This window comes from Mesorhizobium sp. M1348 (assembly GCF_040317925.1).
Lineage (GTDB): Bacteria > Pseudomonadota > Alphaproteobacteria > Rhizobiales > Rhizobiaceae > Mesorhizobium.
Window position 1 is genome coordinate 272,342 of record NZ_JAMYLH010000007.1, and the last position, 25,506, is coordinate 297,847.

The 25,506-nt window shown below is 62.0% G+C and carries 21 protein-coding genes and 1 tRNA gene; 8 read left to right on the forward strand and 14 right to left on the reverse strand.

What is annotated here, in order from left to right:
* Positions 1-300 precede the first annotated feature (300 nt).
* From NKH13_RS15510 to NKH13_RS15520, 3 genes are all read right to left on the reverse strand, one after another.
* Positions 301-546, reverse strand: a complete 246-nt coding sequence (locus NKH13_RS15510; RefSeq protein ID WP_352912915.1) for an Atu4866 domain-containing protein — start codon at positions 544-546, stop codon at positions 301-303.
* 84 nt (positions 547-630) lie between these two features.
* Entirely contained in the window at positions 631-1,374 is a 744-nt protein-coding gene (locus NKH13_RS15515) for an SDR family oxidoreductase (protein ID WP_352912916.1), read from the reverse strand.
* 90 nt (positions 1,375-1,464) lie between these two features.
* Positions 1,465-2,217 (reverse strand): SDR family NAD(P)-dependent oxidoreductase, encoded by a 753-nt coding sequence (locus NKH13_RS15520; RefSeq protein WP_352912917.1) that lies wholly within the window; start codon positions 2,215-2,217, stop codon positions 1,465-1,467.
* Positions 2,218-2,354: 137 nt separating this feature from the next.
* Between NKH13_RS15520 and NKH13_RS15525 the strand changes: the two genes are divergently transcribed.
* Positions 2,355-3,278, forward strand: coding sequence for a LysR family transcriptional regulator (locus NKH13_RS15525; protein ID WP_352715478.1), 924 nt, complete (start codon positions 2,355-2,357; stop codon positions 3,276-3,278).
* A 44-nt stretch (positions 3,279-3,322) separates the two neighbouring features.
* Here NKH13_RS15525 and NKH13_RS15530 read toward each other — a convergent pair.
* Both NKH13_RS15530 and NKH13_RS15535 read right to left on the reverse strand, forming a co-directional pair.
* Positions 3,323-3,399, reverse strand: a tRNA-His gene (locus NKH13_RS15530).
* Positions 3,400-3,732: 333 nt separating this feature from the next.
* Positions 3,733-4,188: a phasin gene (locus NKH13_RS15535; RefSeq protein WP_352715481.1), complete on the reverse strand. Its 456-nt coding sequence runs from the start codon at positions 4,186-4,188 to the stop codon at positions 3,733-3,735.
* Positions 4,189-4,438: 250 nt separating this feature from the next.
* Here NKH13_RS15535 and NKH13_RS15540 point away from each other — a divergent pair, with 250 nt between their 5' ends.
* Positions 4,439-8,194 carry a PAS domain S-box protein gene (locus tag NKH13_RS15540; protein ID WP_352715483.1) on the forward strand — a complete coding sequence of 1,252 codons (3,756 nt, stop codon included), beginning with the start codon at positions 4,439-4,441 and terminating at the stop codon, positions 8,192-8,194.
* A 283-nt stretch (positions 8,195-8,477) separates the two neighbouring features.
* On the opposite strand, the gene NKH13_RS15545 is transcribed toward NKH13_RS15540, so the two are convergent.
* Complete coding sequence (locus tag NKH13_RS15545) at positions 8,478-10,436, reverse strand: acetoacetate--CoA ligase (RefSeq protein ID WP_352715486.1); 1,959 nt, start codon at positions 10,434-10,436, stop codon at positions 8,478-8,480.
* 182 nt (positions 10,437-10,618) lie between these two features.
* Here NKH13_RS15545 and NKH13_RS15550 point away from each other — a divergent pair, with 182 nt between their 5' ends.
* Positions 10,619-12,469 carry an AsmA family protein gene (locus tag NKH13_RS15550; protein ID WP_352715487.1) on the forward strand — a complete coding sequence of 617 codons (1,851 nt, stop codon included), beginning with the start codon at positions 10,619-10,621 and terminating at the stop codon, positions 12,467-12,469.
* A gap of 8 nt (positions 12,470-12,477) precedes the next feature.
* On the opposite strand, the gene NKH13_RS15555 is transcribed toward NKH13_RS15550, so the two are convergent.
* The 6 genes from NKH13_RS15555 to NKH13_RS15580 form a co-directional block, all read right to left on the reverse strand.
* The gene (locus NKH13_RS15555; RefSeq protein ID WP_352912918.1) at positions 12,478-13,296 is read right to left on the reverse strand and encodes an ABC transporter permease; all 819 of its coding nucleotides are present in this window, start codon (positions 13,294-13,296) and stop codon (positions 12,478-12,480) included.
* Complete coding sequence (locus tag NKH13_RS15560) at positions 13,293-14,261, reverse strand: ABC transporter permease subunit (RefSeq protein ID WP_352912919.1); 969 nt, start codon at positions 14,259-14,261, stop codon at positions 13,293-13,295. Before NKH13_RS15560 ends, NKH13_RS15555 begins: the two co-directional genes overlap by 4 nt.
* A 9-nt stretch (positions 14,262-14,270) precedes the next feature.
* A complete protein-coding gene (locus tag NKH13_RS15565) occupies positions 14,271-15,410 on the reverse strand; it encodes an ABC transporter ATP-binding protein (RefSeq protein ID WP_352912920.1) in 1,140 nt (379 codons plus the stop codon).
* A gap of 73 nt (positions 15,411-15,483) precedes the next feature.
* Positions 15,484-16,581: a polyamine ABC transporter substrate-binding protein gene (locus NKH13_RS15570; RefSeq protein ID WP_352912921.1), complete on the reverse strand. Its 1,098-nt coding sequence runs from the start codon at positions 16,579-16,581 to the stop codon at positions 15,484-15,486.
* 352 nt (positions 16,582-16,933) lie between these two features.
* The gene (locus NKH13_RS15575) at positions 16,934-17,881 is read right to left on the reverse strand and encodes a DMT family transporter (protein WP_352912922.1); all 948 of its coding nucleotides are present in this window, start codon (positions 17,879-17,881) and stop codon (positions 16,934-16,936) included.
* Positions 17,882-18,028: 147 nt separating this feature from the next.
* Positions 18,029-19,480 carry a helix-turn-helix domain-containing protein gene (locus tag NKH13_RS15580; RefSeq protein WP_352912923.1) on the reverse strand — a complete coding sequence of 484 codons (1,452 nt, stop codon included), beginning with the start codon at positions 19,478-19,480 and terminating at the stop codon, positions 18,029-18,031.
* A gap of 239 nt (positions 19,481-19,719) precedes the next feature.
* Here NKH13_RS15580 and aceA point away from each other — a divergent pair, with 239 nt between their 5' ends.
* Positions 19,720-21,009, forward strand: coding sequence for an isocitrate lyase (gene aceA / locus NKH13_RS15585; RefSeq protein WP_352912924.1), 1,290 nt, complete (start codon positions 19,720-19,722; stop codon positions 21,007-21,009).
* A 70-nt stretch (positions 21,010-21,079) separates the two neighbouring features.
* Positions 21,080-21,322 carry an SMc00767 family acetate metabolism repressor gene (locus NKH13_RS15590; RefSeq protein WP_023719402.1) on the forward strand — a complete coding sequence of 81 codons (243 nt, stop codon included), beginning with the start codon at positions 21,080-21,082 and terminating at the stop codon, positions 21,320-21,322.
* Between the two features lie 65 nt (positions 21,323-21,387).
* On the opposite strand, the gene NKH13_RS15595 is transcribed toward NKH13_RS15590, so the two are convergent.
* A complete protein-coding gene (locus NKH13_RS15595; RefSeq protein ID WP_352912925.1) occupies positions 21,388-21,849 on the reverse strand; it encodes a RidA family protein in 462 nt (153 codons plus the stop codon).
* A gap of 432 nt (positions 21,850-22,281) precedes the next feature.
* Between NKH13_RS15595 and NKH13_RS15600 the strand changes: the two genes are divergently transcribed.
* Positions 22,282-22,671, forward strand: coding sequence for an ANTAR domain-containing protein (locus NKH13_RS15600; protein WP_352912926.1), 390 nt, complete (start codon positions 22,282-22,284; stop codon positions 22,669-22,671).
* Between the two features lie 32 nt (positions 22,672-22,703).
* Here NKH13_RS15600 and NKH13_RS15605 read toward each other — a convergent pair whose 3' ends face one another.
* Positions 22,704-23,420, reverse strand: a complete 717-nt coding sequence (locus NKH13_RS15605; RefSeq protein ID WP_352912927.1) for an HAD family hydrolase — start codon at positions 23,418-23,420, stop codon at positions 22,704-22,706.
* Positions 23,421-23,587: 167 nt separating this feature from the next.
* On the opposite strand from NKH13_RS15605, the gene NKH13_RS15610 reads away from it, so the two are divergent.
* The gene (locus tag NKH13_RS15610; RefSeq protein ID WP_352464968.1) at positions 23,588-25,021 is read left to right on the forward strand and encodes a glutamine synthetase family protein; all 1,434 of its coding nucleotides are present in this window, start codon (positions 23,588-23,590) and stop codon (positions 25,019-25,021) included.
* 49 nt (positions 25,022-25,070) lie between these two features.
* Positions 25,071-25,439: a four helix bundle protein gene (locus NKH13_RS15615; protein ID WP_352912928.1), complete on the forward strand. Its 369-nt coding sequence runs from the start codon at positions 25,071-25,073 to the stop codon at positions 25,437-25,439.
* The last annotated feature ends 67 nt before the right edge of the window (positions 25,440-25,506 follow it).

Here is a 25,506-nt window from a genome sequence, read left to right on the forward strand (position 1 = left end):
ACCCGCGCTATTGTTTCTATTTGCTTTTTTTCGGTTTTCAAGCCGTTTTAGATCACAATAGATGTCACAATATTTACCGCGCTCTCGCTGGCACGACGTAAAGGCGAGCCGTCAAAGCCGCCGCTGTATAGTGACAACCATTTGCAATGTCGACTCTGCTCGCGGTCCTGCTTCTTTCCGCCGCGCTTGCTGGGAAATATGTGGTGTGACGGACCTTGCAGTGCAAACTGCCGAGCGCCTCATGCAAGGCATGCAGTAGCGTCTTGTGGAACTCTGAAGTGCTTGTCTCAGGATGGCTCTCTACCGCTGGCGATAAAGGATCATGCCGGCATGATAAAGGACGCCTTCGACGAACTCACCATCTGCGGTAAAACCCGTATCGTCCCAGTATTCTATGTGGTTGCCCTGTACTTCATAGCGTCCCCGGTAGGCGCTCTCGCGGTCACCGCGCGCCTCGTCATAACGGCCGTTCGGCAGGAGTTCGTGTCTGATATGGCGATCCTCGGTGACCCACATTCCGACATAGGGATGATCTTGGTGCGTCATTGGTTCCTCTGCAGGGATTGGAGTTTGGGGGAAGGGGCAGGCCGGTTGGAGCTACCGCAAGGGCAATACCCGTAAGCACTGCGGTCAAAGTGGATCGCACCAATGCGCCGCCTTTGTCGGACGCACGACGATCTCGTTGACGTCGACGTCGTCGGGCTGTTCGATTGCGTAGCGCACTGCCCTGGCAATGGCATCGGGTTGCAGGGCAATAGCACGCCAGGTTTTCATGGCGGCAGCAGCGGCTTCGTCGGAGATCGTGTTCGCCAGCTCGCTTTCCACCACGCCAGGATGAATGCAGGTTACGCGGATATCGTCACTCTCCTGGCGGAGCCCATCGGAAATCGCGCGGACAGCGTATTTCGTTGCGCAATAAACGGCAGCCGTGGGCGAGACGGCCAGTGCGCCAATGGAACCGATATTGATAATATGCCCGGAGCCACGTGCCGTCATCTCAGGCAGGACCGCCGCGATGCCGTACAGAACGCCCTTGACGTTGACGTCCACCATCAGCTCCCACTCGTCGACCTTCATGGCTGCCATGGCCGACAGCGGCATGACGCCCGCATTGTTGACGATGACATCGACCTGGCCCCATTCGGCCCGGGCGGCATCGGCGAATGCTGCGACGTCCTCCCTCCTGGTGACGTCGAGCGCTCGCACGCGAACCGTTCCACCAGCCGCCGCGATTTCGGCCGCGAGCGCTTCGAGGCGGTCGGTGCGGCGTGCGCCGAGCATCAGCTTCGCACCTGCCGCGCCAAGCTCGCGGGCAATGCCAGCTCCGATGCCGCTGGAGGCACCGGTGATCAGAACAACTTTGTTCATGGTCATCGAGATGATCCTTTTGGTTTTTGCGATTATTTTCACGATGTGAAGGGTGGCGCCTGGTGAGCTCCCGCGGTGCGTCAGCCTTATTTGGGGTCACTGGGCGGTGTAGCCGCCATCGACCAGAAGCAAGGCCCCGGTGATGAAGCTGGACGCCGGCGAGGCAAGAAAGGCGATCGCCTCGGCGACTTCGTGCGGCTGGCCGATCCGGCCGATCGGATGCGCATCGCCGAAGCTGCGCAGCATCTCCCGGCCATTCTCCACCACACCTTCCATGATGTCGGTTTCGATCACGCCAGGCGCAACGGCGTTGCAGCGAATGCCCATGCGCCCGTATTCGATCGCGATCACCTTGGTCAGTTGTGCGACAGCCGCCTTGGAGGAGGCATAGGCCGCCTGCGTCTCGAAGGCCGCGACGGCCGAGATCGACGAGACATTGACGATCGCGCCGCCACCGCCGGCAGCCATCAGTTCCACCGCTGCCCGGGCGGTGACAAAGCTGCCGCGCGCATTGATCTGCAGGATGCGGTCATAGTCGTCGATCGAGGTCTCAGTCAGACGCTTGTTGAGCGTGCGACCGGCATTGTTCACGACGATGTCCAGTCGTCCGAAGCGCTTCGCGGCGAGTTCGACCGAGCGTCTGGCCAGATCCTCGTCGGCGACATCGCCGACCAGGGTCGCCACATCCTCGGCTTCCAATTCGCGTACGCTGTCGCTGAGATCGCTTGCCACGATCCGGGCGCCCCGCGCCCGCAGCAGTTCCGCCGCGCAGCGACCGATGCCGCGTGCCGCGCCCGTCACGAGGGCGACTTTTCCATCCAGGTCCCAGGAGGAAGGGAGTGATGTCATGGGATATCTCCTTTGTCGGCCGGCTTCGGCTTGGATCAGGAGGATCAAGCCTTCTTGCCGTTGCGACAGAGATAGAGCCATGGCATTGTCGCGATAACCCGCCCGCTGTTAACCTCCGTGGTAAATATGGCTAACCAATGGACATCGATCTCAATGCAATTGCCGTCTTCGTCGCCGTGGCCGAGGAACGTAATTTTCGCGCTGCGGCAGACCGGCTGGGCGTGACGCGCTCAGCGGTCAGCCAGAGCATCCTCAGGCTTGAACAGCGCCTTGGCATCGCATTGCTGCAGCGCACGACACGCAGCGTTAACCTGACCGAAGCGGGCGAGAGCCTGCTGGCGAGCGTCGCACCGGCGATAGCCGATGTGAACGCGGCAGTCGAAGCCACCACGGAATTTCTGGACAGCCCGCGCGGCCGCCTGCGGATCGCGGTTTCGTCGATCGCAGAGGCCTTTCTGTCGGGACCGTTGCTGGCGTCCTTTGCAGAAAGGTTTCCCGAGGTGCATCTGGATATTGTCGTCACCGACGAGGAATTCGACATCGTTGCCGAAGGCTATGATGCGGGAGTGAGGCTCGGCGAAGTGATCGAGCAGGATATGATTGCAGTGCCGGTATCGGGCGATCAGCGACAGATGGCCGTCTGCGCCCCGCGCTATCTCGAAAAGTTCGGAGCACCCGCCCATCCGCGCGAGCTTGTGGCTCATCGCTGTATCGGCTGGCGGCCGGCGCCGGGAGTTTCGCCCTATCGGTGGGAGTTTGGCGAGGACGGGCGCGAGTTCGACGTGGCGGTTGCGCCCGAGATCACCACCAACGACATGTGGCTGATGATCCGGCTGGCCGTTGCTGGCGCCGGGATCACGTTCGGCATGGCGGACACATTCCGCCCCTGGATCGACCGCGGCGAGCTCGTGCAAATCCTCGACGGCTATTTTCCGCCGTTTGCGGGCTTCTATCTTTATTTTCCCAGCCGACGGAATATCGCGCCGAAGCTGAGAGCCCTCGTGGATCACCTGCGCGGTGCGCGTCAGGCGGGATCGCAGGTGACCGCGCCAGGGTCGTAGAGATCGCTTGGCGCTATTGGTCAGAAACCTGGCTGAAAGCTGAATGGTACCGTTGGCTGGGATCGAACCAGCGACCTCCGGATCCACAATCCGGCGCTCTAACCATCTGAGCTACAACGGCACGCTTGCCCGAGCGAGATCCAGACGGAACGTTCCCGCTCTGTCGTTCGGCGATGCGTCCATACGGGCTATCGGAGTTTAATTCAAGGCTTTTGGCAAAGCAAAAGATCGCTCCGGCATCGCGTCATTTTTCGCCGGACAAAGAAAAGGCCGGCGGGAGGAGGTGCCGGCCTTTTCCTGTTACGAGCCAGCGGGAGGAGGTGCTGGCTGGTTATCCCGGTGAGCAGAGGGAGGAGGTTCCACCCGCCGGGTATTCACTTAGACCACTATATCGCACATCTATTTGTCTGACGAAATGCGACCTTTTGATGCATCATCAAACTGTGTGCAAATATTAGGCGATCTTAATTTCTTTCACGGCCTTCTCGAAGGCGGTCTTGATCGGCTTGGATACGTCCTCGGCCGCCTTGGCAGCAACCGCCTGGAAGTCCTTGGCCTGCTCGACGGTCATTTCGACGCGCTTGCGCAGGAAAGCGGTCTGCAACTCGACGACTTCCGACAGCGACTTGGCGCCGATCAGGGCCTCGAAATGCGAGAAGCCGGCTTCGGCATTGGCGCGCAGGGCGGCGATGGTCTTGAGCGACAGCTCGCTGGAAACGGTTTTGGCGGTCTCGTAGGTCGACTCCAGAGCTTTCTGGGTCTCCTCGGCGCCGGTCTTCAGCTTGGCATAGGCCTCTTTCGACTGCTCGACGCCCTTTTCGGCGAAGGCGCGAATCTGGTCGGTGGCCTTGGAAGCGTCGAAGCTCGGGAATTCAACGTTTTCGATCGTGTCAGTCTTGGTCCTGGACATTTTCCATCCTTTTCAGCGCAGCGGCTTTGACAGAAAGCCGTCTCGTTCATCTATCATGGCAATATAAAGGCAAATTTTGTGCATTGCAACATGTTTGTTGCATCGCACCATAATTATTTGTTCGTGGCGTTAACCACGCGCCTAGAGATTCCGTTGGTTGCACGCTATGACTTGTGGACCTTCGCGCCGTCGGCTTTTATTAACAAAGCGTTAACCGCAAATTGCCCGCTCTGTGAGGGTCGCCAAGCGCATGCCGGCTGAAAACTACTCCTTCCTCGATGTCGCCGTGCTCGACGCCGTCCGCCTGCGCTTCGCCGCAGGCGACGCGATCGCCATTCTGTCGGCAGATCTCGAGCAGGTGATCTGGGCCAACGGTCCCGGCGCAGCGGTATTCGGCTATCCCGACATCGGCGCGATCATCGGCGCCTCGGCAGGATTGCCGCTGATCGCCAGGCGCCAGATCATGGCGACCAGCGGTTTTCCGCAGATCGGCCGCGACCGTGCCATCACCGTCCGGCTGGCGACCGGCCTGACCAGCCGCGCGGTTGGCTTCCTGGCCAGCGCGGTGACCATGCCCGATGGCGAGGAAGCAATCATGCTGGCGCTGCCGGCGGCGCAGACCGGCTCGCGCAGTGCGGCCGAGATCGCCGATCGCGCCATCAGTGGCTTTACCGAAGATGGCCACTACATCGCCTTTGTCGACGCCAAGGGCAATATCGACGCCGCATCGGACGGCTTTTCGGCGCTCGGCATCCGGCCTGAGACGCTGGCCGCACTTGTCGCCGACGTGGCGAACGAGAGCGACCGCATCGTCAAGCGCCTGGTTCCGGGTGGATCCAGCTCCTATCCGGCGGGCCTTGCCCGGCTGACGGACGAGCGGCACCTGCTGGTGGTGATCGACGAGGACCGGCTTGAGGGCGAGGCTCCTGTCGCCGAGCGCGTTGGCGCGGAAAGCAGCAGCGAGGCAGCAGCGGCGCCGAGCGATGGCGATCTTCCCCAGCCAACGGATCAGGACAACGAGCAGCCAATCGCCAGCACCGGCGCGGCGGAGATCAACCTTGCAGCGATGGAAGGCACCTCCGCATCGGCGGAGCACGAACCTGCCGACGCGGCTGACGATCAGCACACGGCTGGCGAAGCGCCAACGCAGCATGACCATTGGTACTTCAATGCCGGCGACGACGCGCAGGTCCCGCCCGGGGCAGCTGCGTCCGGCAAAGTCGAGACCAGCCCGGACGCTTCGCAGGCCGGCGCGGATGCTTCGCCGGAAAGCGCCGCAAAAGCCACCAAAGCCGCCTCACCGGCCGAACGCCGCGCTTCGGTGATCGATCGCACCGCCGCGCCCATGCGTTTCGTCTGGCGTACCGACGCGGAGGGCCGGTTCAGCGCCCTGTCGCCGGAATTTGCCGAGCTCGTCGGCAAGCCTGCCGCTGACGTGATCGGACGCCGGTTCGAGGATGTTTCGGCCGCCTATGGCCTCGATGCTTCTGGCGAGATTGCCGGCCTGCTCGAACGGCGCGACACTTGGTCCGGCCGCTCCGTGCTGTGGCCGGTCGCCGGCACCGATCTGAAGATACCCGTCGATCTGGCGGCGCTCCCGGTTTACAGCCGCAGCCGCGTTTTCGAAGGTTTTCGCGGTTTCGGCGTGGCAAGGAGCGGCGATGCGGTGGTCGATCCCAATGCCGTCGGCAAGGCCCTTGTCGCCGAGGAGAAGCCTGCCGAGACCATCGAGCCGAAAGCCGTTGAACCTCTCCCCGAGACACCGAAACCCGCCGATCCGTTCAGGGGCGAAGTGCCGGCATTGACCATCGTGCCAAAGCCCGAGCGGCGCTTTGCCGACAAGGTGATCCGGCTGGCCGAGCACCGGCAGCCGGCCAACGACAAGGGCCTGTCGACGCTGGAACGCAGCGCGTTTCGCGAGATTGGCGAGCGTCTCAAGAAGGACAACACCCCGGCCGAAGAACAGCCCAGCGCCGGAAGGCCGAAGCCGGTTGCGACCAAAGTGGAGGCAGCCGGCAAGGCCGACGAGCCAAAGCTGAAAGAAGCCGGCCCGACGGACAAGGGTGAGATGCCGGCACAAGGTCTGGAAAGCGGGGCGGCTGCCGCCGAACCGCCCGAGGCCGATGCCGAGGACCAGAAGGATCTTGCCCGGCTCGACGGCGAGCAGCCCGATGATGCGGTAGCAGAGGCGCAAGCCGGCGAACCCGTCACACTTCCTGTTTCCGGATCGCTGCTCGACTATGCCGACCGCGAACCCAGCGATGAAGCGCAGGAAGGCGTTGAGCCCAACACGAACCGTCGAACGATCGTCGCCGAAACGCCGCAGGATGGCGACGACGACAGCATGACGGCCGAAGATTTCCGTGACGCCGAGGACAGCGAGGATTGGTCCGAGGACAGCGCAGCCGCAGCCGACGTTGCCGGCCAGGTGCCGCCCATCGAGCGGCCGCAGGCACCGCCGCTCAAACTCGACGGCTTCGTGCCGTCGGCGTTTGCCGGAGAGGACAACAAGGGGCCCGATACCTCGATCCTCGGCAAGCTGCCAGTGCCAGTGCTTATCCATTCCGGCGACCAACTGCATTACGCGAACGACGAATTCCTCGGCTTGACCGGCTATGCAACGCTCAATGCCCTGGACGAGGCCGGCGGGCTCGGCGCCCTGTTTGCCGACCCTTATGCGGACGACGGCAGTTCCGACGGCGGCGACCGCGCTCTGCGGCTGAAGACGCGCGACGGTCAGGAGTTTCCGATCGACGCGATTTTACGCTCCGTCCCCTGGGGAAACGGCAAGGCGCTGATGCTGGTCGTACGCCGTTCCGGCGACGACGAAGTAGCAGCCATTCCACATGGCGCCGCCGACGACCAAACGCAGCCGGATGTTTCCGAGCTCAAGGCACGCATTGCCGAAATGCGCACCATCATCGACACCGCCACCGACGGCGTCGTGCTGATCGGCCGTAACGGAACGATCCGTTCAATTAGCGGTCCGGCGGAAGCGCTGTTCGGCTTCGACAGCGACGAGGTGACCGGCAAACCGTTCGTCTCGCTGTTTGCGATCGAAAGCCAGCGCGCGGCGCGCGACTATCTCGAGGGGTTGTCGGAGCCCGGCGTTGCAAGCGTGATGAACGATGGCCGCGAGGTGATCGGACGCGAGGCGCAGGGGCGCTTCATTCCGCTGTTCATGACCATCGGCAGGCTGCCCAACGACAGCGGCTTCTGCGCGGTGGTGCGCGACATCACCCAGTGGAAGCGGGCCGAAGAGGACCTGACCCAGGCGCGCGCGGTCGCCGAACGCGCCTCGTCGCAGAAGACCGATTTTCTGGCCCGCATCAGCCACGAGATCCGCACACCGCTCAACGCCATCATCGGCTTTTCCGAGCTGATGGTCGACGAGAAATTCGGGCCGGTGGCCAATGACCGCTATCGCGACTATCTGCGCGACATCAACCGTTCGGGCAACCACGTGCTCGATCTGGTCAACGACCTGCTCGACATTTCGAAAATCGAGGCCGGCCAGCAGGAGATGGCCTATGAGGCGGTGTCGCTCAACGACACACTGGCCGAAACCGTGGCGATGATGCAGCCGCAAGCCAACCGGGAACGCGTCATCATCCGCTCCAGCTTCGCCTCGCGGCTGCCGGAAGTGGTGGCCGATCTGCGCAGCGTGCGGCAGATCGCGCTCAACATCCTGTCGAACGCCGTCCGCTACACGCAGGCCGGCGGCCAAGTGATCGTGTCGACGGCCTACGAGATCTCCGGCGATGTCGTCATGCGCGTGCGCGATACCGGCATCGGCATGAGCCAGTCCGAGATCGAGCAGGCGCTGAAGCCGTTCAAGCAGATCAATGCACTGAAGCGCGGCCGCGGCGACGGCACCGGTCTCGGGCTGCCGCTGACCAAGGCGATGGTCGAAGCGAACCGTGCCCGGTTCACCATCAACTCGACGCCCGGCGAGGGAACCTTGGTCGAAGTCGCCTTTCCCTCGACCCGCGTGCTCGCCGGTTAGCTATGGTTGCGCAAAGAAAAAAGGCGTCCAACAGGACGCCTTGAGAAATTGGAATTGCTGTCACAACGGGGCTTGAGCGAATCAGATCCTCTCGGGGCTAAGAGGAACGGGATTTCTCCCTCAAGTTACACACGACTATCGATGCCGGGCCTTAACAAATCCTTACCGCCACGCCGGAAAATTTACCAATGTGTACCACTCATGAAATCTAGGTAAATTCCGAAGAGACAATTCGTTAACGATACCGGAGACCTCAAGACGGGCTCCACCTTGGACCCCGGGGTCAGTCGGCAAGCTGCGGCAGGTTGCGGAACAGCTCGAGCGCTTCAGGATTGGCGAGCGCTTCCTTGTTCTTGATGGCGCGGCCATGCACCATGTCGCGTACCGCGAGCTCGGTGATCTTGCCCGATTTGGTTCGCGGAATATCGCTGACGGCGACGATCTTGGCCGGCACGTGGCGCGGGCTCGCCCCGGTGCGGATTTTCGCGCGGATGCGTTTTTCCAGCTCGGCATCGAGCTCGACGCCGGCCGCCAGCCGCACGAACAGCACGACACGAACGTCATTGTCGAAATCCTGGCCGATGCATAGTGCTTCGAGGATTTCCGGCATTTGCTCGACCTGATTGTAGATCTCCGCTGTGCCGATCCTGACACCGCCCGGATTGAGTGTGGCGTCGGAACGGCCATGGATGATCAGGCCACCATGGACAGTCCATTCGGCGAAATCACCGTGGCACCAGACATTGTCGAAACGTTCGAAATAGGCGGCTTTGTATTTCCTGCCGTCAGGGTCGTTCCAGAAGCCGATCGGCATCGCCGGAAACGCCTTGGTGCAGACGAGCTCGCCCTTCTCCTGGCGGAGCGGCCGGCCGTCATCGTCCCAGACATCGACGGCAAGGCCGAGGCCGGGCCCCTGTATCTCGCCGGTCCATACCGGTTCGATCGGCACGCCGAGCACGAAGCAGGAGACGATATCGGTGCCGCCGGAGATCGAGGCGAGATGCACGTCTTTCTTGATGCCCTCATAGACGAAACGGAAATCTTCCGGCGATAGCGGCGAGCCGGTCGAGGAGATGGTGCGCACGCTGGAAAGATCATGCGTGCGGATCGGCTTCAGGCCGGCCTTGCGCACGGAATCGATGAATTTGGCCGAGGTGCCGAAATACGTCATCTTTTCGGCATCGGCGAAGTCGAACAGCGCATTGCCGTCCGGGTAGAAGGGCGAGCCGTCGTAGAGCAGCAAGGTGGCGCCCGATACCAGGCCCGACACCAGCCAGTTCCACATCATCCAGCCGCAGGTGGTGAAGTAGAAGAAGCGGTCGCCGTCGAGCAGGCCGGCATGCAGCCGTTCTTCCTTGACATGCTGGATCAGCGTTCCGCCGGCCGAATGGACAATGCATTTGGGAATGCCGGTCGTGCCCGACGAAAACAGGATGTACAGCGGATGCGAACACGGCAGCCTCTCGTAGCTGACAGGCCTGGCGCCAAAGGGTGACAGCGCCTCTTCCAGCGAAGCCGCCTTGCCGATGGTCGCCGCGACGTCGAGCGAGGTGCCGAGATAGTCGACAATGAGGACTTTGCGGACGGTGGCGAGCTTGCCCGCCACGGCCGCGATCTTGTCGGCGACTTCGATCGCCTTGCCATTGTACCAGTAGCCGTCCGGCGCGATGAATATGACAGGCTCGATCTGGCCGAACCGGTCGAGAACACCCTGCTCACCGAAATCTGGGGAGCAGGACGACCAGACGGCGCCGATCGAGGCGGCAGCCAGCATCGCAGCAACCGTTTCCGGCATGTTGGGCATCATCGCGGCGATGCGGTCGCCCTTCTTCACCTTGAGCGACAGGAAAAGCTGCTGCAGGCGCGAGGTCAGCGCATGCAGCTCGTTCCAGGACAGCCGCCGCTCGACCTTGTCCTCGCCGCGAAAGACGATTGCGTCGCCAAGCCCGGTTTTCTTCAGCAGATTCTCGGCGAAGTTCAGCTTTGCCTCAGGAAAGAAGGTCGCGCCGGGCATCTTGTCGCCATCGACCAGCACGCGTTCGCCCTTGTCGCCGACGATGCCACAAAAGTCCCAGACCAGGCTCCAGAAGGTCTCGCGATCATCAATCGACCAGCGATGCAGGTCGGTATAGGAGGAGAAAGCCTTGCCGGCCATGCTCGCCGCGGCGTTCATGAAGGCGGTCATCGGCGCCGCTTCGATCTGCTCTTGCGTCGGGATCCAGAGCGGTGCGTCGTCAGCCATCATTGTTCCTCCGCAGGCTGCATCGCTTATGCATATCGCGATGCAGCAGGGCAAGATTTTGTTGGACCGCGCCGGTCAGGGTGTGCGCAAATGCCATCGCCGGGCCATAAAGACTTGAAATGCGTCAGCCGTCGGTTACACCCGTCGGGCGATTTTGTCGGAATGGAAGCATACGGGGCGATATGCCATCACCTTTGATCCGACGCGGAATATGGGCGATCGGCGCAGCCGTCATCGTCATCGCGCTGGTTGTCGCAGCCTTGCCGTTGATCGCCTCGACTCGCATCGTACGCGACCGTATCGCGTGGGAAATGAGCGCGTGGAGTGGTTTCCGGGTCACCATCGACGGCGCGCCGCGCATCGAGGTCTGGCCGAATTTCCGGGCGATCCTGAGCGACGTGACGCTGTCGCAATGGACGGAGACGGATGCGCCGCCCGTGGTCGAGGCCGAACGGGTCGAGGTCGACCTCTCGGCCATGGCGGCGCTGCGGGGCGACGTGGTGTTTTCGACAGCGCGGCTGGTGCGACCGACGATCAGGGTCCAGCGTACCGCGAGCGGGTTTTTCCTGCCAGCGATTCCCACCGGCGGGCGCATTACGCGTTCGATCGATGCTGCCCGCGCGGTGATCAACACAAATCCCGCCAAGCCGGATCTCGGCAACCTGCCGACAGATCCGTTCGGCACAGTCGAGTTCAGGGACGGCCGCGTAGTGGCTGCCATCGGCGGCAAGGACCAGGAGATACTGAGCAGCCTGAGCGGCCAGGCGAACTGGGCCGCGATGAACAGCAATGCGACGCTGTCGGCGACCGGGATATGGCGCGGCGAAAGCGTTGCCATCGACGCCGCATCGCCGAACCCGCTTGTGCTGTTTGGTGGCGGCACAGCACCGGTCACGTTTTCCTTCAAGGCGGCACCGGCCAGTTTTTCGTTCGACGGCCGCGCCAGCATGTCGGAAAACGGCTATTTCGACGGCCAGGCAAAATTCGCCGCACCTTCGCTCCGACGCGTGCTCGAATGGTCGCAGGCCGGCATCGCGCCCGGTGCCGCAATCGGCTCGATCTCGGTTTCAAGCAAGATCACGGCGACGGCCGGGCGCATCAAATTCGAAAACACAGCCCTGACCCTCGACAACAATCCCGGAATGGGCGCGCTGGACTTCACCTACGGCGAGGCACTGCCGGTGATCTCCGGCACACTTGCTTTCGATACGCTCGACCTCAGATCGTTTCTCTCCGCCTTTACCCCGGTGCCATCCGCCGGCGGCACCGGTCCGGGCGAAATCGATACGAGCTTCGCCGACCGGATCAATCTCGATCTCAGACTGTCGGCGGCGCATGCCACGGCCGGCGCCATCCAGCTTGCCGACGTCGCCGCCACCGCCCAGGTCAAGAACGGCCTTGCCGTCTTCGACATCTCGGATGCATCCGCCTTTGGCGGCAACGTCCAGAGCAGCGTCCGTTTCGACCGCAAGCCCGCCGGCACCGAAGTCGAGATCCGGCTGCTCGCTTCCGATATCGACGGCGGCGCTTTCGGCACCGCGGCCGGGATGACGCGGCTGGTGCCGATCGGCACTGGAACCGTTTCGGTCATCCTCAAGGGGCCTGGCAGAACCTGGGACTCCATTTTCGAAAACGCCAATGGCTCGCTGTCCGCGACGTTCGGCGCGGGTGCGCTGAGCCGGCTTAACCTGCCGGCGTTCCTCAAGCACACCGAACAGGGCGGATTCTTCGCGCTGGACGACGTCTCGGACGGAACGCTGCCGATCGACGGGGCCGAGCTCAAGGCGAGCATTTCGAACGGCGTGGCGCGCATCGACAAGGCCGAGGTGAATTCCGCGCAATACAAGATCTGGCTTTCCGGCATCGCATCCTATGCCGGACGCGGGCTGGCACTGTCCGGCGGCATCGTCCAGCCGAGCCAGGCTGCCACGCAGACGAACGGCCAGGCGCCCAAGCAGTCGTCGTTCTTCGTCGGCGGCACGTGGAGCACGCCGTTCATCTCGCCGATAAGCCGCGGCGTCTCGGGAGAGTAGCGAGCCCTTCAACCTCGCTGCGCGGCCCGCTCGTCGCGCTGGCGCTGCACCTCGCGCCGTTTGTTTGCGAGCGAAGCGATGATCACGCCAACTGCGACGACCGCGATCAAGATGGTGCAGGCCGCGTTGATTTCCGGCGTCACGCCAAGGCGAACCTGGCTGTAGATCTTCATCGGCAGCGTCGTGGCGCCAGGCCCCGAGGTGAAGCTGGCAATAACCAGATCGTCGAGCGACAGCGTGAAGGCCAGCATCCAGCCGGAGACGATAGCCGGCATGATAACCGGCAGCGTGATCTGGAAGAAGGTCTTCACCGGTGGCGCACCGAGGTCCATCGCGGCCTCTTCCAGCGAACGATCGAAAGTGATCAGGCGCGACTGAACCACTACCGCAACGAAGCACATGGTTAGCGTTGTGTGGGCAAGCGTCACCGTCAGAAAGCCGCGGTCGAGGCCGACGGCGACGAAGAGCAGCAGCAGCGACAGGCCGGTGATGACTTCAGGCATGACCAGCGGCGCAAACACCATGCCGGAAAACAGCAGCCGGCCGCGAAAGCGCGTGTAGCGTGTCAAGGTGAGCGCCGCCAGCGTGCCGAGCACGGTCGCCACGGTTGCCGAGATGACGCCGACCCGGGCCGTCACCCAGGTGGCGTCCATCAGACCCCGGTTGTGGAACAGCGAGACGTACCATCTTGTCGAGAAGCCGCCCCAGACGGTGACCAGCTTCGACTCGTTGAAAGAGAACACGACGAGCAGGACGATCGGCAGGTAAAGAAAGGCAAAGCCGAGCACGATCGAAATGATGTTGAAGCGGCTCCAGGTCGCATTCATTGGTCCTGCTCCTGGGCGCGCGCCTGGGCTCGCTGGAAGAGCATGATCGGCACGATCAGCAGCAGCAGCAAGATCACGGCGACGGCGGACGACACCGGCCAGTCACGGTTGGCGAAGAACTCGTTCCACAGCGTCCTGCCGATCATCAGTGTCTGCGAGCCGCCGAGCAGGTCGGGAATGACGAACTCGCCGACGGCGGGAATGAACACCAGCAGGCAGCCGGCGATGACGCCGGGCAGCGACAGCGGAAAGGTGATCTTCCAGAAGGCGCTGGTCGGCGGGCAGCCGAGATCCTTGGCCGCCTCGATCAGCGTATGGTCCATTTTCTCCAAGGACGAATAGAGCGGCAGCACCATGAACGGCAGATAGGAGTAAACGATGCCGATGAAGATCGCCGTATAGGTGTTGAGGATGATCAGCGGCTGGCTGATGATGCCGGTTGCGAGCAGCAGCTGGTTGAGCAGGCCCTCGGGCTTGAGGATGCCGATCCAGGCATAGACACGGATCAGGAACGAGGTCCAGAACGGCAGGATCACCAGCATCAGCAAGGTCGGGCGGATCGTCGCCGGAGCGCGCGCCATGCCATAGGCTATGGGATAGCCGATCAGCAATGTCAGGACCGTCGAGACGGCGGCGACGATGACGCTCGTCACATAGGCGTTGAAGTAGAGCGCGTCCTGCGTCAGCCAGGTATAGTTGTCGAAATTGAGTGCGCCGAATTCCGAAATAACCCCGGAAATGCCGCCGCTGAAATCGAGCACCGGCGTGTAGGGCGGCATGGCGATCGCCGTCTGCGACAGCGAAATCTTGAAGACGATGATGAAGGGGACGAGAAAGAAGAACAGCAGCCAGAGATAGGGGATGATGATGACGAGCCGGCTAACGAAGGCCGCTCCCAGCCTGACCAAGGCGGATTTGCCGGCAGCGCTTGCCGGAGAGCTTGTTGCGGCGGTGACAGCGGACATGATCAGTCCCTACCGTGTCAGAACGACGCCGGCGTCGGGGCGGAAAGAAACCCAGGCGCGGTCGTTCCAGGTCAGCGGGTCCTCGGTGAGGCGTGCCGCATTCATGGTGCTCGCCCGCACCACCTGACCGTCATCCAGCCTGACGTGATAGACGGTCATGTCGCCGAGATAGGCTATGTCGTAGACCTCGCCCTCGATGGCGTTGACGACACCGGCCGGTTTCGTGGAGGACACCTTGATCTTCTCCGGCCTGATGGCGAAGGTGACGGATGTTCCGGCGGCCGCACTGCCGGCATTTTCGGTCCGGATGGTGATGCCGTTGCCGGCATCGATGCTTGCGCTGCCAGCCTCGCCAGCCGCGATTTTGCCGTCGAACATATTCACATTGCCGACGAAGCCGGCGACGAAGCGGGAACCCGGCGCCTCGTAGACCTCGGCCGGCGTCGCCACCTGCATCACCTCGCCCTTGTCGATGATGGCGATGCGGTCAGCCATCGTCATCGCCTCTTCCTGATCATGAGTGACGACGACGAAGGTGAGGCCGAGGTTCTGCTGCAAATCCATCAGCTCGAACTGGGTTTCCTCGCGCAGCTTCTTGTCCAGCGCACCAAGCGGCTCGTCGAGCAGCAGGACTTTCGGCCGCTTGGCGACCGAGCGGGCGAGCGCGACGCGCTGGCGCTGGCCGCCCGACAATTGGTGCGGCTTGCGCTTGGCGAACTGCTCGAGCTTGACCAGTTTCAGCATCTCGGCGACTCGCCTGTCGATATCGGCCTTGGCCATGCCTTCCTGCTTGAGGCCGAACGCGATGTTGTTCTCGACCGTCATATGCGGAAACAAGGCGTAGGACTGGAACATCATGTTGACCGGCCGCCGGTAGGGCGGAATGCCGCGCAGATCCTGGCCATCGAGCAGGATGCGGCCGGCGGTCGGCTCCTCGAAGCCGGCGAGCATCCTGAGCAGCGTCGATTTCCCGCAGCCTGAGGCTCCGAGCAAGGCAAAGAATTCGCGTTCGAAAATGGTCAGCGACAGATTGTTGACCGCAGTGAACTCACCGAATTTCTTGGTGACGTTGTCGAACTGGATGTATGGCTTGGCGTTCGGATCGTTCCATGGCGCGAAATCCCTGCGGATGCTGCCAAGCGATTTCATGTCCCACTCCGTCCTGCTGCTTGCCCCATGAGAAAGCGGCCCCGGCAATGGCTGCCGGGGCCTGGTCAGATTGCTATTGGCCGGTGACGATCTTGGTCCAGGTGCGGGTGATGATGCGCTGGGTCTTGGGATCGTAGGGCGAGACGGTGTAGAGCTTCTGCAAGGTGGCAGCGTCCGGATAGATCGCCGGATCTTCCAGGATCCCCTTGTCGATGAACTGCTGCGAAGCCTTGTTGCCGTTGGCGTACAGAACGGCATTCGACGACTTGGCGATCACTTCCGGTTTCATCATGTAGTTGAGGAATTCGTGTGCCTCGGCGACGTGCGGTGCATCGGCCGGTATCGCCATCTGATCAAACCATATCTGCGCCCCTTCCTTCGGCACGGAGTAGCCGATTTCGACACCCTGCTTGGCTTCATCGGCGCGGTCGCGCGCCTGGAAGATGTCGCCCGAGAAGCCGACCGCCAGGCAGATGTCGCCGTTGGCCAGGGCGTTGATGTATTCGGAAGAGTGGAACTTGCGGATATAGGGCCGGACCTTGAGCAGAGCCTCCTCGGCCTTGGCAATATCGTCGGCAGACGTGCTGTTCGGGTCAAGACCGAGATATTTCAATGCAGCCGGTATCATGTCCGCCGGCGAGTCCAGCACATAGACGCCGCAGTCCTTCAATTTGGCCAGGCTTTCGGGATTGAAGAACACGTCCCAGCTGTCGATCTTGTCGGAGCCAAGTGCCGCCTGCACTTTCTTGATGTTGTAGCCAATTCCGACCGTTCCCCACATATAGTTGACAGAATATTCGTTACCGGGGTCGTATTCTTTGGTCCGCTCCGAAATAACATCCCACATGTTGGAAATATTCGGCAGTTTCGATTTGTCGAGCTTCTGGAACACACCCGCCTGGATCTGGCGTGCAAGGAAATTGCCGCTGGGCACGACAACGTCATAGCCGCTGCCGCCGGCGAGCAGTTTCGTTTCCAGTATCTCGTTGGAATCGAAAGTGTCGTAGACGACCTTGATGCCGGTTTCCTTGGTGAAGTCGTCGATGATCGAACTGTCGATATAGTCCGACCAGTTGAACACGTTGACGACGCGATCCTCGGCATGCGCGCCCAAGCTAAAAGCTGCCAGAAACGCCGAAGTCGCCGAAAGCCAGAGCGCTTTGCGGATCATGCTATTCTCCTTTGATGAGTGTTCCATCGCCAGCACGTCGCGGCGTCCGCGCGGCTGGGCATTTGCTTCAGGGTATTGGGCTTGCAGGCAGGCGACAAGCGCGAATTGCCGGCGCTACTATTGTTCAGCGACGAGGCGACAATGAAGACCTGGCGTGGCGTTGGTGGTGTTCCGGCGCCGTCGGAAGCTTTCGCTACGGCGCGGGCAGGGAGACGACGATGTTGTCCGGCCTCGATGCGGCCGGCATGGAGACTTGGCAAGATAAGCCTGTCTTGTTGTTGCCGTGATCGCAGCCTGCCCGTGCGGCTGCGACATTGTCAATGGTTCATCTCGCTTTGACGCGTGCGCTGCATCAATTAGGCGATGGCACACCGGTGACGCCCGCTCGCGCGGGCCGCGTCTGGCGCTTGAATTCGAGCCCGATGTGGACGAGCAGCGCGGTGACGACGACCGCACCGCCGACGATGGTACGCGCCGACGGCACCTCGGAATGGATGAGCCAGACCCAGATCGGGCCAAGGATCGGTTCGAACGTGCCGAGCAGCGCCGCGACGGCCGCCGGAACGAGCCGGGCGCCGGTGGCGAAGAAGGCGAGGCCGAGCCCCAGATTGATCACGCCAAAGGCAAAGAGGAAGCCCATATCGTGGCTGGAAACGCCGAGGGCCGACGCCTGCGATGCCGCGAAGGCCGCGGCCAGCATCGTGCCGAGGCAGGTCGCCGGGGTCATGCGCACATGGGCAAAGCGGCGCGTGATGACGGTGGCGATCGAGAACATGACGGCGATGAGCAGCGCCAGCCCGTCGCCGATCGGCGACACAGCGCCATCGAGCGATTCCGAGACCATGATGGCGACGCCTGCAATGACTGCGGCAATCGCCAGCCAGGTCGCCAAGGCCACCCGTTCGCGAAACAGCGCCCAGGCAAACAGCGCTGCCAGAAGCGGCACGCCGGCCTGCATCAGGAGGATGTTGGCGACGGTAGTATAAGCAAGCGCCACGACGAAAGAGGTCGAGGCCGTGGCGAAGCAGAATGCCACCGCAAGGCCAGCCAGGCCCATGTCGCGAAACAGCTTCAGCGTGCCATGCCAGCTGTCGCGCCAGACCATGAAACAGAGCAGGAAGGCGGCGGCCCAGACCGAACGCCAGAACACCGCCGTCCAGCTGTCGGTGGCATCGATGAAACGGGCAATGGTGCCGCCGAGGCTCCACATCAGCGCCGACAGGAACACCAGCAGGAAACCGATACGCTCCTCATTTCGCGGAGGCGAAACGGCGATCTGCGGTGATGATATGTCGGTCATGATTAGGACTGTCGAACATTTCGGCGCCGCACGATGCGCAACGGACGACAAAGATGTGCCCCATTCGCGTAGTGCAAAGTCGGGGCCCGGGCGTGATCCACCAAAGGGCGGTGATTGTGGCAAGACGGCCAGGTTTCTTCGGCACCGTCACTGAAAATCGAACGCCGACAGTCCGGTCACCATTTCGTCGAGGCCGAGCGGACGTGTCACGGGTGGCTCGGCGCGGGCGAGGCAGCCGATGCGTTCGCACAGCCGGCAGGCAGGGCCTATCGGCGTCGCCAGCACAGCGGCGCTCTGTCCGGCCTTGCCGATGGCGGCCGGCCCCGGCAATGCCGCTCCATAGACGACCTCGTCGCGAAAGCCGATGTCGCAGCTGAGCAGCAGCGCCGTGCGCCGCGGTCGCTCGGCAAACGAGCCCTGCGGGCCTTCGAGCGTGCGGGCGATGCAAAGAAACGCCGCACCATCGGGCATTTCCACGGCCTCGACCAGGATCTGGCCGGGCTGGGCGAAGGCGGCGTGGACCGGCAGCTTCGGACAGCCGCCGCCGAAGCGGCTTTGCGGAAAGCCGTGGCTGCCCGCCTTGCGGAACCGATTGCCGGCACTGTCGACCTCGAGCATGAAGAACGGCACGCCCGACGCACCTGGCCGCTGCAGCGTGGTCAGCCGGTTCGCCGCCTGCTCGAAGGAGACGCCGAAGCGCGACCGCAACATGTCGATGTCATAGCGGGCACGGACCGCGGCGGCGTGAAAAGGCTGGTAGGGCATCATCAGAGCGTGCGCGGCATAGCGGCCGAGCTCGAAACGTGCCAGCCGGCGGGCTTCGTCCGTGGCCAGCTTCAGCGCCTGGATCTCGGCAGCGACAGCGACGCTCATGCGGATCAGGCAGGCCTCCATAGCCACCTCGCGCAGCTGATCGAATGGCGACAGGCGCTCGGACAGGAACAGGCGCTGCGAGTGACGGTCATAGCGACGGCGCCAGTTGGGCATGGTGGCGACCGGCAGTACCTTGACGACGATGCCGAATTCACGCCGCAGCCAGGCCTTCAACGCACTGAACAGATCGTCGCCGGGATCGAGCACCGACGTGAATGCCTCGGCTTCCTCTTCGAGCGCGGTAAAATGGTTCGGCCGGCGTTCGAAAATCTCATGCACTTGGTCGATCGGCAGCCGGGCGCCGGAGAGTGCGGTGGCTTTGCCCTCGCGCGCGAGCAGTTCGTTGAGATCCGATAATCGCTCGGCCTGCTCGCGATAGGCGCGAAACAGCTTTATGACAGCGGCGGAAGCGTTTGGCGCCGCCTCGGCAAGCTCGATGAGTTCCTGATCGCCCGGCAATTCGCCGGCCAGCAACGGATCTGAAAACACTTCCTTCAAATCGGCGACCGACCCCCTCGCCTCGCCCTGCAATTCGTGTGGGTCGACCTTGTAGACGGATGCCAGCCTCAAGATCAGTTGCACCGTCAGCGGCCGCTGGTTGCGCTCGATGAGATTGAGATAGGACGGCGAGATGCCGAGCCCTGCGGCCATCGCTGTCTGGGTCAGGCCCTTGGCGTTGCGGATGCGACGAATGCGCGGCCCGGCAAAGATTTTATGATCGGCCAATCGACTGTCCTTGACAAGAATTTACATTCGCTGATGGCATGGCTGGCGTTTACAATCATGACAAATTTACATCTCCCATCAGTCAAACACAACACAGGTTTTCTCTTATTTCATGAGCAATTTCGGAGTTTGTCTCGCTTGCCTAGGTGCCGACATGTAAATGATGTCACACATACGGCGCACATATTCCCCTGTACGGCGTTCCCGAAACCGGCATTAAAGCCAGCCTGGAGTGACCAATGACCGACTTTTACAATCTTGTCCCGTCGGCGCCGCAAGGTCGCTTTGATGGCATCGAACGGCCGTATTCGCCAGAGGACGTGAAACGGCTGCGCGGCTCGGTGCAGATTCGGCAGAGCCTCGCCGAAATGGGCGCGAACCGGCTGTGGCAGCTCATTCATGAAGAGGATTTCGTCAACGCGCTGGGTGCCATGTCGGGCAACCAGGCGATGCAGCAGGTGCGGGCCGGGCTGAAAGCGATCTATCTGTCGGGATGGCAGGTCGCCGCCGATGCCAATACCGCTTCCGCCATGTACCCGGACCAGTCGCTCTATCCCGCAAATGCCGCGCCCGAACTGGTCAAGCGCATAAACCGCACCTTACAGCGGGCCGACCAGATCGAAACTTCCGAAGGCAAGGGGCTGTCGGTCGACACCTGGTTCGCGCCGATCGTCGCCGATGCGGAAGCCGGCTTCGGCGGGCCGCTCAACGCTTTCGAGATCATGAAGGCGTTCATCGAGGCGGGTGCGGCCGGCGTACATTACGAGGACCAGCTGGCTTCGGAGAAGAAATGCGGCCATCTCGGCGGCAAGGTGCTGATCCCGACCGCCGCACACATCCGCAACCTCAACGCGGCGCGGCTTGCCGCCGACGTCATGGGCACGCCGACGCTGGTCGTGGCGCGCACCGACGCGGAGGCGGCAAAGCTCTTGACCTCCGACATCGACGAACGCGACCGGCCCTTCGTCGATTATGGCGCCGGCCGCACGGCGGAGGGCTTCTACCATGTCAGCAACGGCATCGAGCCCTGCATCGCCCGCGCCGTCGCCTATGCGCCCTATGCGGACCTGATCTGGTGCGAGACTTCCAAGCCCGATCTGGCGCAGGCCAGGACGTTTGCCGAGGGTGTGCGCAAGCACCATCCGGGCAAGCTGCTTGCCTATAATTGCTCGCCGTCTTTCAACTGGAAGAAGAATCTCGACGACGCGACGATTGCGAAGTTCCAGAAGGAACTCGGCGCCATGGGTTACAAGTTCCAGTTCATTACGCTGGCCGGTTTCCACCAGCTCAATTTCGGCATGTTCGAGCTCGCCCGCGGCTACAAGGAGCGGCAGATGGCAGCCTATTCGGAACTGCAGGAGGCGGAATTCGCCGCGGAAGCCAATGGCTACACCGCCACCAAGCACCAGCGCGAGGTCGGCACCGGCTATTTCGACGCCGTCTCGATGGCGATCACCGGTGGCCAATCTTCGACCACGGCCATGCATGGATCGACCGAGCACGCCCAGTTCAGGCCGGCGGCGGAATAGCAGACAAACAGAGGGAACGCCCAAACGGGCATGGCAACACAACAGACATGGCAACACAGGGAGAAGACCAATGGCATCGATAAGCCGCGTCAAGGAACGGGCCGAAGAGCAGGCCACCAGCATGAATGTCGACCAGCAGGCGACCATCCGCATGCTGGCGAACGACCTGCACAGGCTCAATCAGTCGGTGATGAAGGCGGTCGAGGCCGGCGTCTCGGTCGAACTGGTGCGCTCGGCACGGCACCATGGCGGCGACGGCAACTGGGGCGATCTGCTGATCCCGGTCATCGTCACGCAGCGGAGCCACGACTGATGAACTCGATAGCACCGCGCCGCTTTTGAACGCATGCTATCGCACCTCGCAGGCCGCGGCTCTGCCTAGTCCGGCAGAGCTGCTAGTGCAACGATTTCAATGACAAGATCAGGCTGCGCAAGTGCTGCAACCCCAATAACTTCCGAGGGCGGCGGGTTGTTGTAGCTGCAGTGCTTCGGGCAGTGCACGGCAAAGAAGTCGTCCAAGACGTCCAGGCGAAAATTGGGCGAGCTCAGCACCCCGCCATCGGGAAATGGCCCCTTAACGAAGAAGGTCAGCCTGATGAGATGCTCGAGCGCACTGCCAAGCTCCTCCAGATCTGATTTGATGTTGGTGAGAATTGCGCGCCACTGCGCGGCCGCATCACCGACGGCGCCGCCGCCGCTTTTGCCGATCGGATCGTAGTCCTCGGCCGTCGCGGTGTTTCCGGAAAGGTAGACAAACCCCTTTGCGCCGCTAACGACCGTACCCTTTCCCCATGGCATCAACCGGCCGTTTTTGAATTTCTTGTGAGTCACGAGTTCCATTATCATCTCCCGTCGCTCAAAGAGACGTGCTCAGCCAACGAGGAAGGATAGTCGGGCGAGGCGATACGACAAGCTCGCGACAGACTAGTCGCGCCTTCATCCAACCTTACGTCAATCCGGCTATGGCGGCGAGTTGATGCGTTCGCGCTGCAAAGGCAAATTTTCGCTGAAGCCTGCCCGGTTGTGGTGGCGACTTCTCCCTCGAGAGGCGGCAAAGAAAAGCACTTAATTTTAATTTTAATGTTTCTTGCGATATTCTCCTGATATGCCATTTGAGCTTGACATGAGCAGTGATCTCACGCCAATTACCTCTCGAGTTTCAACCCTGCATTGAAACAATGAACAACGGCCTACCCCGCCATGTGCCCAGCGAATCGCGATATCGAGACTGCAAAACAGCTGGCTTTCGTTAGCCGGCACGTGGAGACGCGGATGCTCCCGGATTTCTCGCGGGTGCTGGTGGTCGGAAAATCACCGATCAACCGCGTCGTGGTTTCAAAGATCGTGGAGCGGTCCGGCCTCAAACCGATCTCGGAAACTCCCGAAACCGCGGCAAAAGCCTTGCACGCGCTGATTCCCGGGACTGTCGTTCTCGATGGCGGAGCGGAGAACGGGGACTGCGACGCCTTGCTGTCGGGTATCGATGCACTGCGAAGAGCGTCAGGCAGATCGCTTCCGTCGGTGATCCTGCTTTCAGTCAAGACCGGCACTCCGGAGAGTCTTGGCCTGTCCAGCGTCATCGATGCAGTGGTTGTCAAGCCGATCACCACCGAAAGGCTGCAGCCGGTGATCGATCGGCTGATCGGAATTGGCCGCGATTGACGCCTACCGCGATGCCTCGGCTGCAGACCTGATCAATCAATCTCGCCGACACGATCGATCAAGCCCGGCAGTTCACCGAGATTGGCTATCTGGCGAAAGCGTGGTGCCGAGACCGGCGGCTCGACATGTTCCAGCACCCAGGTCAGCTCATGCGGAACGTGGACGCCCCAACTGCCGGCTTCGATGGCCGGCACGACGTCCGATTTGAGCGAGTTGCCGACCATCATGCCCATTTCCGGGCCGTCGCCGTGGCGGCTGAAGATGCGCCTATAGGTGGCCGCGCTCTTGTCGCTGACGATCTCGACGGCATCAAACAGCTCGCCCAGGCCGGATTGCGCCAGCTTGCGTTCCTGGTCGAACAGGTCGCCCTTGGTGATCAGCACCAGGCGGTAGGCGCCGGCCAGCTTTTCCACGGTTTCGCGCGCATGCGGAAGCGGCTCGATCGGATGGCTGAGCATCTCGCGGCCCGCGGCGAGAATTTCGGCGATAGTCGGGGCCAGCACCTGGCCGTTGGTGACCTCGATCGCCGTCTCGATCATCGACAGCGTGAACCCCTTGATGCCGAAGCCGTAGACCGCGAGGTTGCGCTTCTCGGCCTCCAGCAATCTTGCTGAAATCCGGTCCTCCTCGGCGTGATCGGCGAGCAGTGCGGCAAAGCGCTTCTCTGTCATGCGGAAGAACTGTTCGTTCTGCCACAGCGTGTCATCGGCGTCGAAGCCGATCGTCGTCAGTTTGCGGCTGCGTTGCATGCGGCCCATTAATTGCAGCGTTGCGGGAGGCCGACCCTAGACCAGAAGGCTTTTATCCGGAAGTCGTTGTGTTCCCCCGGTTATCGAGGCGCACGCCAACCGGCTCCCCTTCCCTTTCGTCGTCGGCAACGGCTATACTCCACAATCTGCAACAAATCTGGTGATTGATGCCGCCTGCAAAAAAGGAAGTCCGTCCGTCGAGCCGCGGAGGACGCGCCCGCACGCCTGCCTTCGTGAAAAACCAACGTGGCGTCAAGAACTGGAAGGAAGTCAGCGCCTGGCTGGAATGGCGCGGCATCGAAGATATCGAATGCATCACACCCGACCAGGCCGGGGTTGCGCGCGGCAAGATGATGCCATCGAAGAAGTTCACCTCCAACACCTCGCTAGCGCTGCCTTCGGCGGTGTTCATGACAACGATTTCCGGCGGCTATCCGGAGGACGGCAACGGCTTCCACTATCCGGAGGACGACGGCGACCTCAAGCTGATGCCTGACCTCTCGACGCTGACGGTGGTGCCGTGGGAGGAGGACCCTACCGCGGCGGTTATCTGCGACCTCGTCCACCAGGACGGCCGCTCGGTCGAGTTCACGCCGCGCAACGTGCTGAAGCGCGTGCTTGCCGCCTATGACAAGCGTGGGCTGAGACCGGTCGTGGCGCCCGAGATCGAGTTCTATCTGGTGCGCAAGAACCCCGATCCGGACTACCCGCTCACCCCGCCTGTCGGGCGCTCCGGGCGGCCGATCGGCGGCGGTGCCGGCTATTCGATCGCCGGGGTCAACGAATTCGACGAACTGATCGACGACATCTACCATTTCTCCGAAAGCCAGGGCCTGGAGATCGACACGCTGATCCACGAGGAGGGCGCCGGCCAGCTCGAAATCAATCTGCGTCACGGCGATCCGATCGAGCTCGCCGACCAGGTGTTCATGTTCAAGCGCACCATCCGCGAAGCGGCGCTCAAGCACGAAATCTACGCCACGTTCATGGCCAAGCCGATCCAGGGGCAGCCCGGTTCGGCCATGCATATTCATCAGTCGATCATCGACAAGAAGACCGGCAAGAACGTCTTTTCGGCGGAGGACGGCTCGGAGACCGACGCCTTCTTCCACTTCATCGGCGGCATGCAGAAACATGTGCCGAACGCGCTGGTGATGTTTGCGCCGTATGTCAATTCCTACCGGCGGCTTACGCAGTCGGCCTCGGCGCCGGTCAATAACAAATGGGGCTACGACAACCGCACCACGGCCTTCCGCGTGCCCCGCTCCGACCCGGCGGCGCGGCGCGTCGAAAACCGCATCCCGTCCTCTGACGCCAATCCCTATCTGGCGATGGCGGCATCGCTCGCCTGCGGGCTGATCGGCATGACCAACAAGATCCAGGCCGAGCCGCCGGTTCTGACGACCGCCAACGAGGACCAGATCGACCTGCCGCGCAGCCTGCTCGAAGCCGTCGACCTGTTCGAGGCAGACGAGGAACTCTGCGCGCTGCTCGGCAAGTCATTTGCCGCCACCTATGCGGCGATCAAGCGAGCGGAATTCGAAACCTTCATGGAAGTGATCAGCCCGTGGGAGAGGGAGTATTTGCTGCTGAATGTCTAGTAGGGGAGTAGGGGAGTAGGGGAGTAGGGGAGTAGGGGAGTAGGGACGAATGGCTGAGAAAACAGGTTCCTACAAGGATTTGATAGTCTGGCAGCAGGCAATGGACCTTGCTGTGGCCGTTTACGGCGCGATGAAATCATGGCCCAAGGAAGAACTTTATAGACTGACCAGCCAAGTGCGGCGCGCTGCAAGCTCGGTGCCGTCGAACATTGCGGAGGGATATGGCAGAGAGATCCGAGGTTTCTATCAACAATTTCTGCGTATCGCTCAAGGATCATTGAAGGAATTGGAAACTCAGCTTCTGATCGCCGAGCGTACCGGCATCGCGCCGAAGGCGACCGCGGCTTCATTGTTGGCGAGTACCGAAAGCGTTGGGAAGCTTCTTCGCCTTCTAATCCGCAAACTGTCACCCGACTAGCTCCCCTACTCCCCTACTCCCCTACTCCCCTACTCCCCTACTCCCCTACTCCCCTACTCCCCTACTC

Excerpts from the sequence above, each read along its gene's own strand:
- NKH13_RS15510 (WP_352912915.1), bottom strand. The coding sequence starts at position 546 with ATGACGCACCAAGATCATCCCTATGTCGGAATGTGGGTCACCGAGGAT.
- NKH13_RS15515 (WP_352912916.1), bottom strand. The coding sequence starts at position 1,374 with ATGACCATGAACAAAGTTGTTCTGATCACCGGTGCCTCCAGCGGCATC.
- NKH13_RS15520 (WP_352912917.1), bottom strand. The coding sequence starts at position 2,217 with ATGACATCACTCCCTTCCTCCTGGGACCTGGATGGAAAAGTCGCCCTC.
- NKH13_RS15525 (WP_352715478.1), top strand. The coding sequence starts at position 2,355 with ATGGACATCGATCTCAATGCAATTGCCGTCTTCGTCGCCGTGGCCGAG.
- NKH13_RS15535 (WP_352715481.1), bottom strand. The coding sequence starts at position 4,188 with ATGTCCAGGACCAAGACTGACACGATCGAAAACGTTGAATTCCCGAGC.
- NKH13_RS15540 (WP_352715483.1), top strand. The coding sequence starts at position 4,439 with ATGCCGGCTGAAAACTACTCCTTCCTCGATGTCGCCGTGCTCGACGCC.
- NKH13_RS15545 (WP_352715486.1), bottom strand. The coding sequence starts at position 10,436 with ATGGCTGACGACGCACCGCTCTGGATCCCGACGCAAGAGCAGATCGAA.
- NKH13_RS15550 (WP_352715487.1), top strand. The coding sequence starts at position 10,619 with ATGCCATCACCTTTGATCCGACGCGGAATATGGGCGATCGGCGCAGCC.
- NKH13_RS15555 (WP_352912918.1), bottom strand. The coding sequence starts at position 13,296 with ATGAATGCGACCTGGAGCCGCTTCAACATCATTTCGATCGTGCTCGGC.
- NKH13_RS15560 (WP_352912919.1), bottom strand. The coding sequence starts at position 14,261 with ATGTCCGCTGTCACCGCCGCAACAAGCTCTCCGGCAAGCGCTGCCGGC.
- NKH13_RS15565 (WP_352912920.1), bottom strand. The coding sequence starts at position 15,410 with ATGAAATCGCTTGGCAGCATCCGCAGGGATTTCGCGCCATGGAACGAT.
- NKH13_RS15570 (WP_352912921.1), bottom strand. The coding sequence starts at position 16,581 with ATGATCCGCAAAGCGCTCTGGCTTTCGGCGACTTCGGCGTTTCTGGCA.
- NKH13_RS15575 (WP_352912922.1), bottom strand. The coding sequence starts at position 17,881 with ATGACCGACATATCATCACCGCAGATCGCCGTTTCGCCTCCGCGAAAT.
- aceA (WP_352912924.1), top strand. The coding sequence starts at position 19,720 with ATGACCGACTTTTACAATCTTGTCCCGTCGGCGCCGCAAGGTCGCTTT.
- NKH13_RS15590 (WP_023719402.1), top strand. The coding sequence starts at position 21,080 with ATGGCATCGATAAGCCGCGTCAAGGAACGGGCCGAAGAGCAGGCCACC.
- NKH13_RS15595 (WP_352912925.1), bottom strand. The coding sequence starts at position 21,849 with ATGGAACTCGTGACTCACAAGAAATTCAAAAACGGCCGGTTGATGCCA.
- NKH13_RS15600 (WP_352912926.1), top strand. The coding sequence starts at position 22,282 with ATGCTCCCGGATTTCTCGCGGGTGCTGGTGGTCGGAAAATCACCGATC.
- NKH13_RS15605 (WP_352912927.1), bottom strand. The coding sequence starts at position 23,420 with ATGCAACGCAGCCGCAAACTGACGACGATCGGCTTCGACGCCGATGAC.
- NKH13_RS15610 (WP_352464968.1), top strand. The coding sequence starts at position 23,588 with ATGCCGCCTGCAAAAAAGGAAGTCCGTCCGTCGAGCCGCGGAGGACGC.
- NKH13_RS15615 (WP_352912928.1), top strand. The coding sequence starts at position 25,071 with ATGGCTGAGAAAACAGGTTCCTACAAGGATTTGATAGTCTGGCAGCAG.